Origin of the sequence: Paraburkholderia sp. BL27I4N3 (assembly GCF_003386115.1) — a bacterium.
Taxonomy (GTDB): domain Bacteria; phylum Pseudomonadota; class Gammaproteobacteria; order Burkholderiales; family Burkholderiaceae; genus Paraburkholderia.
Map to the genome: position 1 here is coordinate 4,951,346 of NZ_QREJ01000001.1, position 17,155 is coordinate 4,968,500.

Here is a 17,155-nt window from a genome sequence, read left to right on the forward strand (position 1 = left end):
GCGACAGCCAGTGGTCAGTGGCGCGCGTGAGAATCGCGAGGCGACGCGGAGCGTGCAGTATTTGCTGGACGAGTTGGCGCTTGCCGCACGATATGACGCGAGTATCGTGCGGCTTTTGCTGAAGGGCGGGGCGTCGCATGGAACAAGAAGGGGACGTTCAATCAACACCGCGCCATTCCGGTCACCGACGTGGCATCGTGGATCAATGCAAACCTTACTTCGGGCCGCAGCGAGTAATCGTGAGTCCGACCGTCCAGGCAAACGGCATCCACGACAGCTTTCCCGAACACAAAGCCCGACCCCGGCGATGGGGAAGGGCTGCCGTATTCCGTACTGACTTCCACCGAATTCTGCTCGGCGAAGTCGGCGTGTGAAAGCAATGCAGCAGGTGGCCGAAGTTGGTTGTCAGCCCTCGCTGCTGCGGATAAGCCGTCGTTCATACAGCCATCCCGGGTCGTTTCTGCGCGAGAAATTGCAGCGACACATGGTGCGCGCGCTGCGGCAAACCGAAGACCACCGCATGCTCGCCAGGCGCCTCGTACGCGAAACGCCATGCCGTCGACGCAGACCGCGAGGCCCGGCGTCATGGAACGACTCACTGTCGGATCCGCGCGTAGATCGAACTGCCGATCGTCAGCGAAGTTGCCGCGGTCGACGCGAAACGGACCTCGTAGAGGTCGCGTCCAAAATTGCCCTGCACCTTGATCGACATGCCGCCGAGCGTATCACTCAGCGGCACGATCAGTTCATAGCGAAGATCATCGTTGCCGTACAGCACGTAGCCCGGGAGTTCGGCGAGTGTCGCGAAGAACGCACGGTGTTGCCCTTGACCATTGCGATCGAGATCGCGGCGACGGGATTCGACGGATCGCTGACGGCCTGCTGGATCATCTGTTGACCGAGCGCAATGGTCTGCTGATAGGGCGTCGACTGGATGTCGCCGTTGCCGCAGCCGGGCAGCACCGCCGCGAGCATCCCGGCGCCGGTGTAGCCGAGAAATTGCCGCCGGCCTACGCTGAAAGGAACCTCGTGACTGCGATCGCACTTGGTCACGGCATTCTATATGGCACGCCTTCGACTTGACAAAGCTCCTTGGTGCGACAGAGCCATACTGAACATTCCTCTCCGCACCCGGTAACGGAGCGCATGCGCAGTCACGGTGCCGTGATTATTTCTGTCGAGTTTCGTCGTGGAACTCGACGTCCTCGACCACGTTGTCGATATCCATGCGTTGTCCCGCACGCACGTGCACCTGTTGCTCGTGCGTTTGCTGTGCGCGCATTGCTTGCTCGCGAAGCTGTTTGCGCAGATCGCGCGTTTTCCACCAGACAAAACCGCCGATCAAAATGCCTGCTCCAAGCACCGCCGCCAACATCACAAGCGAAACGGCGAACCCCACGACGAGTAGGGCAGCGCCTGTCACCACGGCTAGTACCTTCGCCAATAGGCTCGGCGGACCAGGACGCATAGTTGCGCCACTCTGCTTGAGCCTTTCCTGATGCTTGTTGAATTCCATTGCATCTCCAATCGCGGTTTCCCGGGGCGGCTTCAAGGGTGAAGCGCAACCGCGAGATAAATGTTTAGAAGTTTGATCCTGATTTGCTGATACGAGGGTTGTGCCATTTGAACAAAGCCGTCCTGTTATCGCTCAGTATGCGCCCAAGTTCCGGGCGAGCGCCGCGAGGATGGTCTAACGTCGATCTGTGAGGGATCCGATGCACTTGCCGAGAGCGGTCAGGGGAACCGCGCTTATGCCAGCGTATCAAGCAAACATTCTTCGCCGCTGATTTCGAAAACGGGAAGCAGGTCGAATGGTTTGCCGGAGAAGGCAAGATGTCGGAGAGGTCGCAGAAGAATCACGATGCGCACCGGCAGAATGCCGACATGGATGCTTTGCACGTCGAGTAGGTAAGGCGCAAGTTTGCGCGTCTCAATGTCGGGGTTCGTGTAGAGATCGAACCGGGCCTTTAAACGTCCTGCATTTCGCGAGCGGAAGCCCGTCGCGATCGACCATCATGGTGTAAGCGGCGACCAACTCGGCGTTATCGTCCGCCCAACGGCGCGCCTCCGCCTCCTGGATTTCTTCGCGCACGCCGCGCTCGCTCGCCCACGAAAGATTAATAACCCACTGCTTGGCCCGCTCCAGCACCTCCGGCGGCAAGGTGACGTTGGTGGATTTACGCGGTCGAACTTCGAGTGCTTTACCCATGTGCGGCTTCATGTTGCATACCATGTGCATGGTGACGCACAAGCTCGATGGATCGCAAGGGCATTGGTTGGTGGCTGGTTATAAAAGGAAGCAATATGGCGCAGTCAGGCAGGGCGGTCCTGAGGTACGTCATGGGCGACGCATGCAAATTCGATCGGAAAAATGCCGGTGCAAGTATTTGATATTAAATGCGTTACGAAGCGTCGTTCGGCTCCAGCCGCAGCGCGCCCCATCCTAGCGGAGCAAACACACGGCCGCCGGCCAGTTCGACCAGTTCCACGAATTTCTCGAGTGACACGCCCGCGGCAATCCGAACCGGCGCGTTGCTGATGAAATTCTGCGTGCGCAGCCATGGCGCGTCACCTCGATTGATTTCGTTGACGCTGCGCGCATGGCTGTCGTAACCCGCGTCGGGCGGCAGCAGCGGCCCGTCAAATGCGACGGTCAGGATCTGCTGCGCCGCATCGTCATAAGGCGGGCCGGCGTGTTTTTCATAGGGCACACGCTCCCATCCGTCGCCCCACTGCTGAGCGAGCGGTATACGCGTGAAATACGCCCACGGCGCACGCACGAAACAGAGCCCGTAAGCGTGCCGCGCGCCGTCCAGATCGGTCGTGAGTCCCATGAAGTTCGCTCCTTGAGGTGTCGGTGAAGTGCGTGCTTCACATGTCATTCCCGGCGGCAAAAAGGCCGTGTTCCGGGGCGATCTGATCGGTGTCGATACATTGCACGTGCCAGTGGCCGGACATCAGGTCGCGGCCGCGTTCCGCGCACCACTGTGCACGTCCGGTCTCGCCCTCGAAAGGCCCGGCGCAAGCGTTAAGGTCGAGCCCTTCGAGCACGCAAACCGGCGCCGAGCCGTCCGGGCCGCACACGAGCGTATTGCCGCAATCTACGTGCAGCACGCCCCATTCGGGCAGGTCAAGGCCGTGGTGACCTTCGCGCGACCATTGCCGGATATCTTTGTCGAGCCACAGGATTGCAAATGCCATCGGATGGGCACGGTCGAACGTGTCAAGGTGGACTGTGAGGCGCATGGAGAGTTCTCCGTAACATGCAGTCGTGTTCCAGCGAATTGGACCGCGAAAGTCGTGACTTAAAGGATGGGTTATTGACTCAGAACCCATTCCACCAGCGTGCGCGCATCCTCTGCCGACAACGGGCCGCCGCGATCAGCGGGCAACGGCATCGCCATATCACCCCAATGCGCTTTGCCGCCGAGGCGTAGCTTGTGCTCAAGCATGAACTGGGCGTCGGGCACATTACGGTAGCGCTCGGCGATCTGCTCGAACGACGGCGCGAGGAACGGCGCATCGCGCGTGTGGCAAAACATGCAATGCTGCTGATCGACTAACGCGGTCGGCTCCGGCTCGGCGTGCGCGGTAGAGGCAGCCAGCACAAACACGGCACATGCCGCCAGACAGCTTCGGAATGGTGTGTTCAAGGCACGCGCTCCTTTGCAACGGAATAAGTTCAGTGTAGGAGCGGTGGCTTGCGTGCCGTTGACCTCGGTCAACCAGGACGCAAGCCCTGAATTTGACGTATCGCGCTTAGCTCCTATGCTGATGACAGACGGGTGTCGCACAGAACGGGCGGCCCCGAGAATGCGGTGCACGACGCGTAGGCGTGCAGAAACGCTGTCCCAGCCTCCCATCCTGCGCGACGAACCAGGTGCGGACATGAAGATTTATTTTCCTGAGGAACATCCGGAGTATTGCGCGCGTGATCTCGTCGTCGCGTTTCCGGCCGAGGTGGATGGTGCGCGTGTGCAGTGCGCGATTACCGCGGAGGCGCTAGAAGATCATTTCGGCGCCGTCTCGCTGCGCGAAGACGATTTGATCGCCGCATTCAATTCCAACCGGCATCCGATCGAACACGCAGCGAGGCGACTGCTTAACGAGATCGGCGCCAAGCCGGTGCTGATGCACAGCGGCTACTTCCGCTTTTGCGAGTGAATCCCATGCGACGGCGGAGCGCACGCCTCTTTCGATGCGTCACGCCGGCAGGAAGCCGGGTATTGGTCGCTCAGGCAAGTTCGAGGAGAATCATCCTATGCGTGCGATGCTATTTGACGGCAGTACGTCGTTTTTGCGTGAGCAGGAGTTGCCAGATCCCGTGCCCGGTGCCGGCCAGATCCTGATCGATATTCATGCGTGCGGCGTGTGCCGCACCGATCTTCATCTGGTTGACCACGAACTCGAGCATCCCAAACAGCCTGTCATTCCAGGTCACGAAATCGTCGGCACGGTAGCCGGGCTCGGCGTGGGCGTGACGGGGTTCGTCCTCGGAGACCGGGTGGGCGTGCCTTGGGTTGGCCACACGTGCGGGCATTGCCGCTACTGCCTGTCGGCGCGGGAAAATCTTTGCGACGATCCCGAATTTACCGGCTATACGATCGACGGCGGTTTCGCTGAGCGCACCATTGCCGACAGCCGCTACTGCTTTCATCTGCCGGAGCAGTACACCGACATCGAGGCGGCGCCGCTGCTATGCGCCGGCCTGATTGGCTATCGCACGTTGAGCATGGCGGGCGACGCGCAGCGCATCGGCATTTACGGTTTCGGCGCCGCGGCGCATATCGTCGCGCAGGTCGCGCGTCATCAGCAGCGCACGGTGTACGCGTTCACGCGCCCGGGCGATCACGCGGCCCAGCAACTCGCGCTGCGTCTCGGCGCGGCGTGGGTGGGCAGCAGTGCGGAGGCACCGCCCGAGGAACTCGATGCGGCTTTGCTTTTCGCACCGGTCGGTGCACTCATTCCGTTAGCATTGCAAGCGGTCGCGAAAGGTGGCGTGGTGGTCTGCGGCGGGATTCACATGAGCGACGTCCCGTCGTTTCCGTACGCGTTTCTGTGGGGCGAGCGGCGCGTGGTGTCGGTCGCGAATCTGACCCGCGATGACGGGCTGGCCTTCATGCGCATTGCGGGCGAGACGCGCCTCGAAATCAAAACGACGACTTATCGGCTGACGGAGGCCAATCAGGCCCTGAGCGATCTGCGCGATGGCAGGCTCACGGGTGCGGCAGTGCTCGCTGTCCGTTAGCGTGGCCGGGCCCGGCGGCCGGCATCGCCTTACGATCGCGGCGTTTGCGGCCGACGGCCGGGTCGCGAGCCGCGTCTATATTCAAACCCGCACAAGGCCTTCGTGATCGAGAATCCGGATGTCCTTGCCGTGCGTATCGAGCAGTCCGTCGCGCTGAAATTTAGAGAGCATCCGGCTGACCGTTTCGAGCTTGATTCCCAGATAGCTGCCGATTTCCTCGCGCGTCATGCGCAGGTGAAATTCCGCCGGCGAATATCCGCGCATTCTCAGGCGGTCCGACAGATTCAGCAGGAATGTCGCCACCCGCTGCTCGGCGGACATCGTGCCGAGCAACATCATCTGCGATGACTCGCGCACGATCTCGCCGCCCATCATGCGGTGCACGTGTTGCTGGACGGCTTTGACTTCGCGGCACATGGCTTCGAGAAGATGGAATGGGATGATGCAAACCTTGCTGTCTTCGAGTGCGACAGCATCGCAACTATGGTAGCCGGAGCAGACCCCGTCGAGGCCCAGCGAGTCGCCGGCGAGATGGAAGCCCGTGACCTGTTCGCGGCCGTCGCGATGCATGACAACGGTCTTGAACGAGCCCGCGCGTACGGCGTAGATGCTCTGAAACGAGTCGTTCGCACGGTAGATCGTTTCGCCCTGTTTGATGGTTCGCGACGGGCAAATAAGCGATTCGATCCTTTGCAATTCTTCGGCTGTCAGGCCGTGCGGCATGCAGATCAAGCGCATCGAGCAGGCCGTGCAGCGCAGTGCGCCCTTGCGCGGCGCACTTGCATTTGCCGATACTTGTCCGGAGGGTGGGGATCCTTGCGAACGGGCAAGCGCGGGCGAGATGGCGGGAGATGCGGCGACGTCAGACATGGTGTGCTCCTGATTGAAAGAGGGCGTGCGTGCGATGTTCGCCAGCGATCCGTTGGATCGTGTTTCGCGCGAGATCGAATTCGCCGGTCTTGTCGAAAAAGTAGTGGGCGCCGCCTATCAGGCATGCGCGCCGAAACCAGGTGCCGCAATGGTTCGTCAGCACCATGACAACCACATGCGGCATTCTTTGTGCAAGCAACCCGAGCAACTCCAGGCCGGTGCCGCCGCTTAGATGCAACTCCGTCACGACCAGATCAGCCATGCCCGCGCCGATGCCCGCGAATGCCGCGGCAGGCTCCTCGGCTTCGCCGACGATCTCCACGCCGTCGAGTGCGCCGAGCAGCGCGGCCAGGCGGCGCCGCACCAACACGGCATCGTCGACGAGAAACACACGCAGCGCGCGGCGGTCAGGGCTTGAGTTCATGGCTCGAAGTATCGGTCGCGCTGTCTCAAAATAAAATCGGCGCCGAATGAACTTCAAGTAGGCAAGCGGGAAGGTGTGTAGGGAGTTTCCTACACGATGGTCAGGCGGATTAGGAAGATGCTGAGTGCGCTGCGTATGTGTCGAGCTACAGATCAGAGGCGCGCGTTTTCCGGGTCACAGTGCGGCGGCACCCGCAAGCGGACGGCTGCGAAGGCGCTCAGATGTCGTCCTCTTCGTCGCCGACCAGTTTGTGGCGCATCGCATAGCGCACCAGCGCCGCTTCGTGCGGCATCTGCATTTTTTCGAGGATGCGCGTCTTGTACGTGCTGACGGTCTTGCTGCTCACACACAGTTCGGCCGCGATCTCGGTGATCGTTTGACCGGCTGCAATACGCTTCAGGACGTCGAATTCCCGATCCGACAGCCGTTGATGCGGCAGCAGATCGGTCGGTTCATTCAGGCTTTGCGCGAACCGTTCGGCCATCGCAAGGCTCACGTACACACCGCCGGCAGCGACCTTGGTCACGGCCGCCACCAGTTCGGCGCTCGCGCTTTCCTTCGTCAGGTATCCGGACGCGCCGGCTTTGAACGCGCGCACCGCGTATTGCTGCTCGGCGTGCATGGTCAGCACCAGGATGCGCAGCGTTGGCTTTTCCTCCTTGATCTGCTTGATTAACTCGACGCCGTTGCGGCCGGGCATGGACAGATCGAGCACCAGCACGTCGGCTGCCCGCTCGCGGATCAGCGCGATGGTGCTGACGCTATCGTTCGCTTCGCCGCTGACTTCGAAGCCGCTCGTGCTCTGCAGGATATGGCGCAGGCCGTCGCGCACCAGCGCGTGGTCGTCGGCAATCAGGACGCGCGTCATGTTTGTATCTCCTGCACTTGTACGGTCTCCACCGGAATGGTGACAGTCAACACAAAGCCTTTGCCGTGCGCGGTATGAATTTCGACCGCCCCGCCTAGCATGTGCGCGCGTTCGCGAACGCCGAGCAAGCCAAACGACTTGGCCGCCGGCTCCGCCGTGCGGTGCGCTCCCTGACCATTGTCGGCGATGCTGAGCTCGAAGGCCTGGTCTTTCGCCTGCAGATTGAGTGTAACCAGAGTGGCGTCGGCATGGCGCGCAACGTTTGTCAACGCCTCCTGCACGATCCGGAACAGCGCGGTGGCGCCTGCCGGGCTGAAGCGAGCGTCGCCGGTCTCGATTTGACGCTCCACGTCGATGCCGTAGCGGTTGGTGAAGTCGTTGGCGAGCCATTCGATCGCTGGAATGAGCCCGAGGTCGTCGAGCATGACCGGCCGCAGATCCGCCGCGATGCGGCGTACCGAGGCCACGGTGGTATCGATCAACCGGCGCATGCCTTGCAACTGGTCGAGCACCGCCGCGCCAGCCGAAGCAGCCAGCGCCAGCTCGACCGACGAGATATCCATTTTCAGCGCGGTGAGTTGCTGGCCAAGATCGTCGTGCAGTTCACGGGCGATGCGTGTTTTCTCGTCTTCGCGAATCTTCTGCAGATTGGCCGACAGTTCGCGCAGTTCCTCGCGCGCCTGACGTTGCGCGCGCTCCGCTTTGACGCGTTCCGTGATGTCGCGCAGCATCACCGTGTAGAGCCGCGTGTCGCCATCGCGAATCTGCGAGATGGAGGCCTCGAGCGGGAATTCCTCGCCGTTGGCGCGCAAGCCCGCCAGCACGCGTTGATTGCCCATCTGCCGGTCCGACACGCCCGTCACGCCGAATTGGGCGACATGCTGCGCGTGCGCCGCCCGAAACCGCTCCGGAATGAAGCGAGCGAGCGGGGCGCCTATCGCGTCCATGGCGGAGCAGCCAAAAATCTGTTCCGCCATGGGATTGAAGATGACCACGCGCTGCTGTTCGTCGATCGTAATGATCGCTTCCATCGACGAACGGATGATCGCCATCATGCGAGCCTCGTTCAAGGCGGACTGGCTAATGCCTGCATTTGTTTCGCTGTTTGCATGAGCGCCATTTCGATGCGTGCGCACGAGCACAAACGCGCTCGCGGCGAGGAGAAAAGCGGCGGCGACGCAGATGATCAGCACGGGATCGAACCAGCGCCGCGCGGCCAGCATGACGGCCAGTGTCACGACAAACACGGTCGCCGCTGCGAGAGCCGGCGACGCCGCAAACGAGCCGGACCGCCCGCGCAAAGCGGCAGTGCGGGAGGGGGGCGTGCTACCACTGACGGGCATGTGCGCCTCTTTGGAAAGGCTGCGAACAAGGATTGGTCGCGTTGCCCGCCGATGCCCATACGGCGGCGCGTCAGGCGGACACGTTGGTTCGGCGGCATCTGCCCCTGGCGAACCACTGATTTGCGTTCATTTTCCGTGAAACGCCCGCCACATGCCAGTGCCGCCAGTCGGCGTGCTCGTTGCGTGAGTGTGGGCGGCCACGTACCGGGCCGGTTCCGGCGCCAGTCAGTGCGACATCAGCACGGGCACGGTCATCGAGCGAAGAATCGTGCGCGTGGCGCCGCCCATCACCAGCTCGCGCCAGCGGGCGTGACCGTAGGCACCCATCACCAGCAGATCAGCGCCGCTGTCGGCCACCTGTGACAGCAGCACCTCGCCGACCGAGCCGCCCGGTCCGGTTTCGATGTCGGCGATTTCCACCTGCACGCCGTGCCGTGCGAGCACGGTGGCAATGTCCGCGCCGGGGATGCGAGCGCGCTCGAATTCGTGCACCCCGTTGACAGTAACAATCTTCGTGCTGCTCGCCGTGCGCATAAACGGCAGCGCGTCGTGCACGGCGCGTGTGGCTTCGCGGCTGCCGTCCCACGCGACCAGGACCCGCCCGCCTGCCGACCTTTCATTGCTTGCGTAAGGTACAAGCAACACCGGGCGGCCGCACGACAGAATGAGGTTTTCCGGAAAGAAGTCGCCGACATACGATTCCGGATCCTCCGGATTGTCCTGGCCTGCCACGATGAGGTCGGCGCAGCGGCCCGCACGCGGCACGGCGAGACTGGCGGGCTCGTCGATGGCGACCCATTCGCCCGGCACGTCGGCGCGCCGCAGTTCGGCGTGAAACAGCCGTTCGAGCGCCGCGCGCCGCTCCGCGCGCATCTCTTCATGCTGCCGGTAATACTCCGCAGTCCCGGCCATGACATAGAGGGAGCGAGGGTCCGGACTGAAGACGGCGAAGGCGCCGGTCAGATGTGCGCCGAACTGTTTGGCCAGACGCAGCCCGATTTCGAGACGCGGATGGGCGTTGGGGCTGGTGTCGAGGTGGACAACGATGGTTTTGTAGCTCATGGCATTCGCTCCTGGAAGGGACGGTGAAGCGCGGATAAGTGAGCTTGAGTCTAGGAACGATGGCGGCGGCCCCTTTGATGCAGATCAACGACGGCTGCGGCGCCGCGCGGCTTTTCGTCAGCGTGCTGAAACGCCATCTCACGCATGACGAAGCGCTGGAGCGGGCCTGCTGATGCCGCATGCCGTGTCTAGGCAGGGAGTAGCATCAGCACGGCGGCCGAGCCCATGACCACCGTCGCGATCGCGCCGAGCACGAGCAGCGGATAGGCGAAGTGGCCGCAGCGCACTCAGTGGCTGCGCAGCGCCGAAGCCGCGCCATACACCACGCGAGGGTCGTACTGGCCTTTGTACACCGCCGGAGCCGAGCGATTCAACCCAAGCAGCGTGTACACCGCGGTCTGCGCGGAGCGCACCGAATATTCGACAGTGAACACGACGTCGTTCGGCAACTCGCAAAACTGCCCGACGAACGCAAGATTCGCCCAACCCTCGGGTACCACTTCAGGCCTGTCGCCGCGTTTGCGCCGCAGGAACTGGCTGGTGATGAACGGCATCAGGCACGGAATGCAGATCGCGTCGTCGAGAATACGCGGCGCCTCCGCCTGAACGTGTAGATGACCGAGTAGCTCGATGATGATTTCGCGTCCCGTGCATTCGATCATTGGCTTGCCGACGAAATTGCCACGCCTGTCGACGAAGAGCCCATAGCCCCAGAACACCTCGACGTCCTTCGGCTGCCCTATGAAATGCGGCTGGTGCGGCAGGACGATCGAGGCGAGCCAATTCGATTCAGGAAACGTGATCAGGCCGCCTTCGCCTGGCACGTTGCCGGTCAGATCGCGGATCAGGCGGAACAATGTCGGATCGTGCAACGTTGCGGTGAAGGAGAGCCATTTCGATTCGTCGACGTGATCCGCGAAAACGGATGGGTGGCCAAATTCGGCGCGTCCCGCCGCGATCGTTTTCCAGAGCGCCCACGCGCCGCTACTGTCTTGATGATCGAGCACGGCAGCGCGGTTCGTGCCGCCGAGGCTCGAACCCGCCGTCATCGAACCGAGCGTGACGACGACCTTATCGGCTTCGCCCACCGGAACTTCAATGCGACGGTTGTCCTGTTCGCAGACAATACCCGCGACCCGGTTCAGTGCGCCGCTTTCGTCGTATCGCAGATCGATGACCCGCGTGTTGGCGCGAAATCGCACACCGCGTTCGTCGAGCCATTTGCGCAGCGGCCGCACCATCGAATCGTACTGGTTGTATACCGTGCGCATGATGCCGTGCAACTGGTTGAAGCCCGGCGTCATATGGGTGAAGCGCAGCAGGTAGCGCCGGAATTCGACGGCGCTATGCCATGGCTGGAAGGCGAACGTCGTGCACCACATGATCCAGAAATTGGTTTCGAAGAAGTCGGGCTCGAAGTGGTCGGCGATCCGGCTGTCGCCCAGTAGCGCTTCGGGTTCGAGAGAAAGACGGCCAAGCGTGAGCAGGTGCGTCTCCGCGAGTCCGTAAGGAGGCGCGTCTTCGCGCCGGCCGTTGCGCACGAGGCGCGCTTTCGAGGAAGTGCGAATCGTCTCGTTCCAGTCGAAGATTTCCTTGGTGACGCTGCTGCGGCCGTCGAGCGTGGGAATCGAATCGAACAGATCGTAGGTGCACAGATACTTGCTCTCGAGCATGCGGCCGCCACGCACGACGTAGCCTTCCTGCGGCGAGCCGGTGCCGTCGAGGCTGCCGCCCGGTTTGTCGAGTGCTTCGAAGATCGTGATCAGACAGCCGGGCACATCGGCGTCGCGAATCAGGAAGGCGGCGGTGGCCAACGACGCAATACCGCCTCCCACGAGATAGAAATGCCCGGGTGCGATGTTTTCTTCCCGGGCCCGATCCGCGACCGGATGCTTGGCGGGATATGCGGAATGATTCATGGTGGGATCCCCTGATAGCCGTGGAGGTGTTCCCCAGACCATACTCGCGCGGCAGGCACACCCGTTGAGTTGGATCAACGGAGCGCGACTGGACACGCCAGCGCAGTGCAACGCGGCCGCTTATGCGTTGCGCAACTCTTCCTGAACCGTCAAGGTCACCGCAAGCGACTCAGTCGCTGCGCCGGTCGGCAGTACCACGCGCCCATGCGTCTCGTTGATGATTTCCGCAGCCGACAGATAAAACGCCAGCAGCGCGGTCAGCATGCCCAGATACCCGCCGGCGTGATGCAGCCATTCCAGTCCGGTCCATTCGCTCGCGGCAAGCACGAAGAACGTGATCCACAGCGAGAGAAACACCAATTGCAGCACGCGCGCGGCGCGCCACGTCGCCACCCACATGTACAACGTAAACACGCCCCACAGAAACAGATACCAACCGATAAAGGCCGCCGGCACCGTGCCGTGCAGAAACAGCACGAACAGGGCAAGCGACCACCAGAACGCGCCGTAGCTGAGGAAAGCGGTCGCGCCGAAGGTGTTGCCGCGAGGAATTTCCATGAGTCCGGCGAGCGCCTGCGCGGTGCCGCCGTATGCGAAGGCGACGGCGAGCACCATCCCCATCGCATTGCCGCTGAACCAGCCGGCGTTGATCATGCTGAGCAGCCACGTCGTCAGGGCAAAACCGGCGAGGCCGAGTGAAGCGGGATTGGGAGCTTTGATGTTCATGATGACATCCTCCGTTCCATACAGGAACGCTGAAATTGGGGTTGCGCGCGCGTGCATGCCATGCACGCGCGGCTTCGAATTGCGTCGGAAGCAGGGCGGTGAGCACTTATCGCTTGCCTGTCAGGCGGCGTCTGCGAACTGGGAAATCACAGCCGGGTTTTCAACCGTCGACGTGTCCTGCACGATGGCTTCTCCTTTGGCCACGGAGCGCAACAGACGGCGCACGACCTTACCCGAGCGCGTCTTTGGCATCGCATCGCCGAAGCGGATGTCTTTCGGCTTGGCGATCGGGCCGATTTCCTTGCCCACCCATGCGCGCAATTCGTCGGCCACGCGCTTCGCATCGGCACCGCACGGACGCGTCGCCTTGAGTACCACGAACGCGACGATCGCTTCGCCGGCGGTCTCGTCGGGACGCCCGACCACCGCAGCCTCGGCGACCAGCGGATGCGCCGACAACGCCGATTCGATTTCCATTGTTCCGAGCCGATGTCCGGAAACGTTCAGCACGTCGTCGACACGGCCGGTGATGGTGAAGTAGCCCGTGTGGCGGTCGCGGATTGCGCCGTCGCCCGCAAGATACAGATTTCCGCCAAGCTCTTCGGGAAAGTAACCATGCCGGAAGCGCTCCGGATTACCCCAGATGGTCCTGATCATCGAAGGCCACGGCTTGCGGACGACGAGCACGCCGCCGTGTCCGTTTGGAACTTCATGCCCGGTCTCGTCGACGATCGCCGCGTCGATGCCGGGCATAGGCAGCGTGCATGAACCCGGCACGAGCGGAGTGACACCTGGCAGCGGTGAAATCATGTGCCCGCCGGTTTCTGTTTGCCAGAAAGTGTCGAGGACAGGACAACGCCCACCGCCGACATGCCGGGCATACCACGTCCACGCGCTCGGATTGATCGGCTCGCCGACCGTGCCGAGCAGACGCAGACTGCGCAGGTCGAAGCGGTCCGGATGTACCGAACGGTCGGCATCTGCGGACTTGATGAGCGAGCGGATAGCCGTCGGTGCCGTGTAGAAGATGCTGACCTTGTGGCGCTGGATCATGTTCCAGAAGCGTCCCGCGTTCGGATAGGTGGGCACGCCTTCGAAGATCACCTGGGTTGCGCCGACCGCGGTCGGTCCGTAGCAGATGTAGGTATGACCCGTGATCCAGCCGATGTCCGCCGTGCACCAGAACACGTCGGCGGGTTTGATATCGAAGGTCCACTTCATCGTCAGTGCGGCCCATAGCAGATAACCGCCGGTGCTATGTTGAACGCCTTTCGGCGTGCCCGTGGAGCCTGACGTATAAAGCACGAACAACGGATGCTCCGCGCCCACCCACTCGGGCTCGCAGGTGTTCGGCTGGCCCGCTTCGAGTTCGTGCAGCCATGCATCGCGGCCAGCTATCCATGGAATACGGCCGCCTGTGCGCCGGTAGATTGCCACCGTTTTGACGCTCTCCGTGCCGCCCATCGCGAGCGCTTCGTCGACGATCGTTTTGAGCGGCAATGTCTTCCCGCCGCGAACCTGCTCGTCAGCGGTAATGACGACGCACGCGCCGACATCGATCAGACGTTCGTGCAACGACCTGGCGGAAAAACCGCCGAACACCACCGAGTGCGGCGCGCCGATGCGGGCACACGCGAGCATCGCGACCACGCCTTCAACCGACATCGGCATGTAGATCACCACACGGTCGCCTTTCTTTACGCCGCGAGCACGCAACGCATTGGCGAGCCGGCAGACGCGGTGATAGAGCGCCTGATACGTGACATGCGTGACGTTGCCGTCGTCCGACTCGAACACGATCGCGGTTTTCTCCGCGAGCCCGTTGATCAGGTTGCGATCGAGGCAGTTGTAGGACGCATTCAGCTCGCCGTCTTCGAACCACTGATAAAACGGTGCGTTCGTGTCGTTCAGCACCTTCGTGAATGGGCGGCGCCAATCCAGATGTTCGCGGGCAAGACGCGCCCAGAACGCTTCGTGATCCTGCTCAGCCTCGGCAACGAGAGCGCGATAAGCCTCCATGCCGTCGATGCTGGCATGCCGGGCAAGCGGAATTTGCAGCGTGGTGGCGGTGGGCGGAAGGGTATCGATGGTAGACATAGTCTCCTCACATGAATCATGAAGGCGGCGCAGCGCGTAACGCTTCACCGATGAGAGTGGGCTCTTGCTGGCCATGGGGTGCGGGCGCCTGCTTTCCGTCGTTTGCAGGGCGGCGGCAAATCAGCGTGGGTGTAGGCCGACTATGACTGAGTCGCGGCCGGCTCCATTGATGCATATCAAGCAGGAAGCGGAGCGCTGTACTCGGTCATGGCAGGAGTCTGGCGTCCACCAGTCGTCGTGACTAACAGCGCGCTGCTCTCGCGACAGACGATGATCGACATCAAATCGCCCGCGGCGTCCTGGCCATACTTTTAAAGAGCAGGCGAGTGGTCTGCAACGACACGTCGTGCCGCTGACCGTGAAAATGGGCAGGCAGAAATGGAAAAGCGGCGGCCAACAGTTTGTGCGCTGCTGAAGGCGGTGTGGACATGAAGCAGAATTTGCGCGTTGCGGGTCTCGGCACTCGGCGGCGAAACGCGCGCTGCCTGGGCGCCAGCCGAACCTGTCAAGCTGGCGGCGTCTCGTCCGGACGAATCGCGCTGATTGGTACCTGGGCGGCGATCCTGAAACCCTTGCCGGGCGCGCTATCGATTGTCAGCGTGCCGCGCAGCAGGCGCACCCGCTCCCGCATGCCGAGCAAACCGAACGAGCCGCGCTTGCCAGCGTCTTCCACCGTGGTTCCGCAGCCATTGTCTGCGACATAAATCGTGCAGAGGTTGGCGTCGCTCGATATCTCAACCACTACTTCGCTTGCCTGCGCATGCCGCGCCACATTGGTCAGCGCTTCCTGCACGATGCGATAGAGGTTGGTGGCGGCGAACGACGTGAGGTCCGCGTCATCGATATTGATGCGCAGTGTGGCTGCCACTTTGAAGCGGTGCGAGAAATCGTCCACCATCCACTCGAGCGCCGCGCTGAAACCGAGATCGTCCAGCATGGGCGGCCGCAAATTGGCGGCGATGCGGCGCAACGAGGCCATCATGCTGTCGATCTGACGTTGCAGTTCGCCCGCCGCGGCGATTCCGGCTTGCTGATCGCTGCTGCTCGAGGCAAGGCGCGGCTCCAGAGCGGCGATGCCCATCTTGAGCGCGGTGAGTTGCTGGCCGAGATCGTCATGCAACTCGCGGGCAACGCGCCTTTGCTCGTCCTCGCGCACGAGTTGCATCTGCGCGGACATCTCGCTTGCGTGCTCGAGTTCGGCGAGTCGCATGCGCTCGGTCATATCACGGGTGACCTTGGCAAAACCCAGCAGGGCGCCAGACGAATCATGCACCGCCGTGATCGTGACGTCCGCCCAGAACCGCGAGCCGTCCCGCCGTACACGCCAGCCCTGGTCTTCGGCCCGGCCTTGCGTGGTTGCGAGGACCAGTTCGCGGCCCGGCTTGTCGGCGGCGACATCTTCAGGCGTATAGAAAATCGAGAAATGTCGGCCAATGATTTCGTCGGCCGCATAGCCCTTGATTTTGCGCGCGCCGCTGTTCCAGCTTGCCACGCGACCGGCCGGATCAAGCATGAAGATCGCGTAATCCTGCACCGCGTCTATCAGCAACTGATAGCGGTACTCGAGCGGTACGTCGGAATCGTTCTCCGCTCCGGCACTGCGCTTTGCATCGTTCCAGTTGAAGACCACCTGTATCTCCGGCAAAGGGTGTGATTTGCGGACGGTCGGTTCAATGCAGGATAGAGCAGACAAGCTACTCTACGCCGAATGATGCCGCTTCTGCCAACTGTTGTCAGCATGTTTCGCCCCAATGAACGCATCGCGAAACGGCCTGACGGACGGCGCAATGCGCACACGTTCGTGGCAAGCCGATTCGCGGTTGATTCAGGTCAAGCGGCTCCTGACAGCCGCGTCTACATTGAACGCACTGCCGCCGCGCCCATGTTCGCCGCGGCCTCGCGCCGCACGCGTGCGGACCGCTTCATCTAGTCAGGAGATCCATCATGGCAGACCGGTTCGTCACACCGTTCGACCTCTACCGCGCGAGTCTTTCGTTCGCGCTACAAATGCTGAGTTTCAGCCACGAAGCCCGGCAGCGGGCCTGCGAGTTCGAGATGCAGCGCGCCCGGCGCGATATGGCGGCGGCGCATGCCGTTCGCAATGCGGCCGCGGCCGCTGGTGACTGGAGCGAATTCGCGACGTCATATCAGGCCTCGGTGCGCGATTACCTGGCGACCACCGTGAACCTCTGGCAGCAGGGGCTGGGTTCGGCCGTGCAGGGGCAGCGCGGATTCAGCGAAGGCCTGTGCGAAGCGTTGGCGACCTGGCAATCGGCCTGGCGCGAGCAATGGCCGACGCATGTCCCTATGAGTCCGGTCATGCTGCCGTGGCAGGCGTGGCAGCAACAGACGCAAAGCGCGGTGGCGGGCATGCCTTACGGGCGGGCAGGCCGCGCTGGCGCCAGTCAAGTTACACCGTTCGACTTGGCGAGTCGGGGCGCATCGCCGGTCGCCAGTGGCGGGGAGAAGCAAGGGGAACCTCATGTCGGCTAAACGCCCCGCCCCGCGATGCGGGCCGCTTGATACATGTCAATCGGTGCCTCATAACCGAGCCTAAAGTCATTGATACAGCGTGCGTGATGCGATGAGCGAAGATCA

Annotated in this window: 20 protein-coding genes and 1 pseudogene; 4 read left to right on the plus strand and 17 right to left on the minus strand. The window is 62.4% G+C overall.

Features of this window, described 5'->3' with window-relative positions; translation table 11 throughout:
• Positions 1–49 precede the first annotated feature (49 nt).
• A pseudogene (locus B0G71_RS42030) lies at positions 50–237 on the plus strand (aromatic alcohol reductase); the annotation flags it as partial.
• A 358-nt stretch (positions 238–595) separates the two neighbouring features.
• Here B0G71_RS42030 and B0G71_RS22560 read toward each other — a convergent pair.
• From B0G71_RS22560 to B0G71_RS22595, 8 genes are all read right to left on the minus strand, one after another.
• Positions 596–739 (minus strand): hypothetical protein, encoded by a 144-nt coding sequence (locus tag B0G71_RS22560; protein WP_258875637.1) that lies wholly within the window; start codon positions 737–739, stop codon positions 596–598.
• Positions 740–741: 2 nt separating this feature from the next.
• Positions 742–1,053 (minus strand): hypothetical protein, encoded by a 312-nt coding sequence (locus tag B0G71_RS22565; RefSeq protein ID WP_258875638.1) that lies wholly within the window; start codon positions 1,051–1,053, stop codon positions 742–744.
• A 115-nt stretch (positions 1,054–1,168) separates the two neighbouring features.
• Complete coding sequence (locus tag B0G71_RS22570; RefSeq protein ID WP_116144287.1) at positions 1,169–1,516, minus strand: hypothetical protein; 348 nt, start codon at positions 1,514–1,516, stop codon at positions 1,169–1,171.
• A gap of 233 nt (positions 1,517–1,749) precedes the next feature.
• A complete protein-coding gene (locus B0G71_RS42690) occupies positions 1,750–2,007 on the minus strand; it encodes a CcdB family protein (RefSeq protein ID WP_116144289.1) in 258 nt (85 codons plus the stop codon).
• The gene (locus B0G71_RS22580; protein WP_258875639.1) at positions 1,931–2,221 is read right to left on the minus strand and encodes a type II toxin-antitoxin system CcdA family antitoxin; all 291 of its coding nucleotides are present in this window, start codon (positions 2,219–2,221) and stop codon (positions 1,931–1,933) included. The genes B0G71_RS42690 and B0G71_RS22580 overlap by 77 nt, the downstream gene beginning before the upstream one ends.
• 181 nt (positions 2,222–2,402) lie before the next feature.
• Positions 2,403–2,834, minus strand: coding sequence for a hypothetical protein (locus B0G71_RS22585; protein WP_116144291.1), 432 nt, complete (start codon positions 2,832–2,834; stop codon positions 2,403–2,405).
• Between the two features lie 37 nt (positions 2,835–2,871).
• Positions 2,872–3,246: a DUF3564 domain-containing protein gene (locus tag B0G71_RS22590; RefSeq protein WP_116144293.1), complete on the minus strand. Its 375-nt coding sequence runs from the start codon at positions 3,244–3,246 to the stop codon at positions 2,872–2,874.
• A 71-nt stretch (positions 3,247–3,317) separates the two neighbouring features.
• Positions 3,318–3,653: a cytochrome C gene (locus B0G71_RS22595; protein WP_181916810.1), complete on the minus strand. Its 336-nt coding sequence runs from the start codon at positions 3,651–3,653 to the stop codon at positions 3,318–3,320.
• A 235-nt stretch (positions 3,654–3,888) separates the two neighbouring features.
• On the opposite strand from B0G71_RS22595, the gene B0G71_RS22600 reads away from it, so the two are divergent.
• A complete protein-coding gene (locus B0G71_RS22600; protein ID WP_116144295.1) occupies positions 3,889–4,164 on the plus strand; it encodes a DUF1488 domain-containing protein in 276 nt (91 codons plus the stop codon).
• A gap of 97 nt (positions 4,165–4,261) precedes the next feature.
• A complete protein-coding gene (locus tag B0G71_RS22605) occupies positions 4,262–5,248 on the plus strand; it encodes a zinc-dependent alcohol dehydrogenase family protein (protein ID WP_116144297.1) in 987 nt (328 codons plus the stop codon).
• A gap of 81 nt (positions 5,249–5,329) precedes the next feature.
• On the opposite strand, the gene fnr is transcribed toward B0G71_RS22605, so the two are convergent.
• From fnr to B0G71_RS22650, 9 genes are all read right to left on the minus strand, one after another.
• Positions 5,330–6,118, minus strand: coding sequence for a fumarate/nitrate reduction transcriptional regulator Fnr (gene fnr / locus B0G71_RS22610; protein ID WP_116144299.1), 789 nt, complete (start codon positions 6,116–6,118; stop codon positions 5,330–5,332).
• A complete protein-coding gene (locus B0G71_RS22615; RefSeq protein WP_116144301.1) occupies positions 6,111–6,542 on the minus strand; it encodes a response regulator in 432 nt (143 codons plus the stop codon). The genes fnr and B0G71_RS22615 overlap by 8 nt, the downstream gene beginning before the upstream one ends.
• Before the next feature lie 217 nt (positions 6,543–6,759).
• The gene (locus B0G71_RS22620) at positions 6,760–7,410 is read right to left on the minus strand and encodes a response regulator transcription factor (protein ID WP_116144303.1); all 651 of its coding nucleotides are present in this window, start codon (positions 7,408–7,410) and stop codon (positions 6,760–6,762) included.
• The gene (locus tag B0G71_RS22625; protein ID WP_116144305.1) at positions 7,407–8,753 is read right to left on the minus strand and encodes a PAS domain-containing sensor histidine kinase; all 1,347 of its coding nucleotides are present in this window, start codon (positions 8,751–8,753) and stop codon (positions 7,407–7,409) included. Before B0G71_RS22625 ends, B0G71_RS22620 begins: the two co-directional genes overlap by 4 nt.
• 225 nt (positions 8,754–8,978) lie before the next feature.
• On the minus strand, positions 8,979–9,815 hold the full coding sequence (locus B0G71_RS22630) for a universal stress protein (RefSeq protein WP_116144307.1): 837 nt from the start codon (positions 9,813–9,815) through the stop codon (positions 8,979–8,981).
• Between the two features lie 287 nt (positions 9,816–10,102).
• Positions 10,103–11,734, minus strand: a complete 1,632-nt coding sequence (locus B0G71_RS22635; RefSeq protein WP_116144309.1) for an oleate hydratase — start codon at positions 11,732–11,734, stop codon at positions 10,103–10,105.
• A 120-nt stretch (positions 11,735–11,854) separates the two neighbouring features.
• Complete coding sequence (locus tag B0G71_RS22640) at positions 11,855–12,460, minus strand: acetate uptake transporter (RefSeq protein ID WP_116144311.1); 606 nt, start codon at positions 12,458–12,460, stop codon at positions 11,855–11,857.
• A 120-nt stretch (positions 12,461–12,580) separates the two neighbouring features.
• Entirely contained in the window at positions 12,581–14,557 is a 1,977-nt protein-coding gene (acs, locus tag B0G71_RS22645) for an acetate--CoA ligase (RefSeq protein WP_116144313.1), read from the minus strand.
• Between the two features lie 505 nt (positions 14,558–15,062).
• Complete coding sequence (locus tag B0G71_RS22650) at positions 15,063–16,187, minus strand: PAS domain-containing sensor histidine kinase (RefSeq protein WP_258875640.1); 1,125 nt, start codon at positions 16,185–16,187, stop codon at positions 15,063–15,065.
• A gap of 314 nt (positions 16,188–16,501) precedes the next feature.
• Here B0G71_RS22650 and B0G71_RS22660 point away from each other — a divergent pair, with 314 nt between their 5' ends.
• Positions 16,502–17,050 (plus strand): hypothetical protein, encoded by a 549-nt coding sequence (locus tag B0G71_RS22660; protein ID WP_116144317.1) that lies wholly within the window; start codon positions 16,502–16,504, stop codon positions 17,048–17,050.
• Positions 17,051–17,155 lie beyond the last annotated feature (105 nt).

What these genes read in the sequence shown, in the direction of transcription:
- B0G71_RS22620 (WP_116144303.1), bottom strand. Translation starts at nt 7,410, where the DNA reads ATGACGCGCGTCCTGATTGCCGACGACCACGCGCTGGTGCGCGACGGC.
- B0G71_RS22660 (WP_116144317.1), top strand. Translation starts at nt 16,502, where the DNA reads ATGGCAGACCGGTTCGTCACACCGTTCGACCTCTACCGCGCGAGTCTT.
- B0G71_RS22605 (WP_116144297.1), top strand. Translation starts at nt 4,262, where the DNA reads ATGCGTGCGATGCTATTTGACGGCAGTACGTCGTTTTTGCGTGAGCAG.
- B0G71_RS22630 (WP_116144307.1), bottom strand. Translation starts at nt 9,815, where the DNA reads ATGAGCTACAAAACCATCGTTGTCCACCTCGACACCAGCCCCAACGCC.
- B0G71_RS22625 (WP_116144305.1), bottom strand. Translation starts at nt 8,753, where the DNA reads ATGCCCGTCAGTGGTAGCACGCCCCCCTCCCGCACTGCCGCTTTGCGC.
- B0G71_RS22590 (WP_116144293.1), bottom strand. Translation starts at nt 3,246, where the DNA reads ATGCGCCTCACAGTCCACCTTGACACGTTCGACCGTGCCCATCCGATG.
- B0G71_RS22570 (WP_116144287.1), bottom strand. Translation starts at nt 1,516, where the DNA reads ATGGAATTCAACAAGCATCAGGAAAGGCTCAAGCAGAGTGGCGCAACT.
- B0G71_RS22635 (WP_116144309.1), bottom strand. Translation starts at nt 11,734, where the DNA reads ATGAATCATTCCGCATATCCCGCCAAGCATCCGGTCGCGGATCGGGCC.
- acs (WP_116144313.1), bottom strand. Translation starts at nt 14,557, where the DNA reads ATGTCTACCATCGATACCCTTCCGCCCACCGCCACCACGCTGCAAATT.
- B0G71_RS22585 (WP_116144291.1), bottom strand. Translation starts at nt 2,834, where the DNA reads ATGGGACTCACGACCGATCTGGACGGCGCGCGGCACGCTTACGGGCTC.
- B0G71_RS22580 (WP_258875639.1), bottom strand. Translation starts at nt 2,221, where the DNA reads ATGAAGCCGCACATGGGTAAAGCACTCGAAGTTCGACCGCGTAAATCC.
- B0G71_RS22640 (WP_116144311.1), bottom strand. Translation starts at nt 12,460, where the DNA reads ATGAACATCAAAGCTCCCAATCCCGCTTCACTCGGCCTCGCCGGTTTT.
- fnr (WP_116144299.1), bottom strand. Translation starts at nt 6,118, where the DNA reads ATGTCTGACGTCGCCGCATCTCCCGCCATCTCGCCCGCGCTTGCCCGT.
- B0G71_RS22615 (WP_116144301.1), bottom strand. Translation starts at nt 6,542, where the DNA reads ATGAACTCAAGCCCTGACCGCCGCGCGCTGCGTGTGTTTCTCGTCGAC.
- B0G71_RS22600 (WP_116144295.1), top strand. Translation starts at nt 3,889, where the DNA reads ATGAAGATTTATTTTCCTGAGGAACATCCGGAGTATTGCGCGCGTGAT.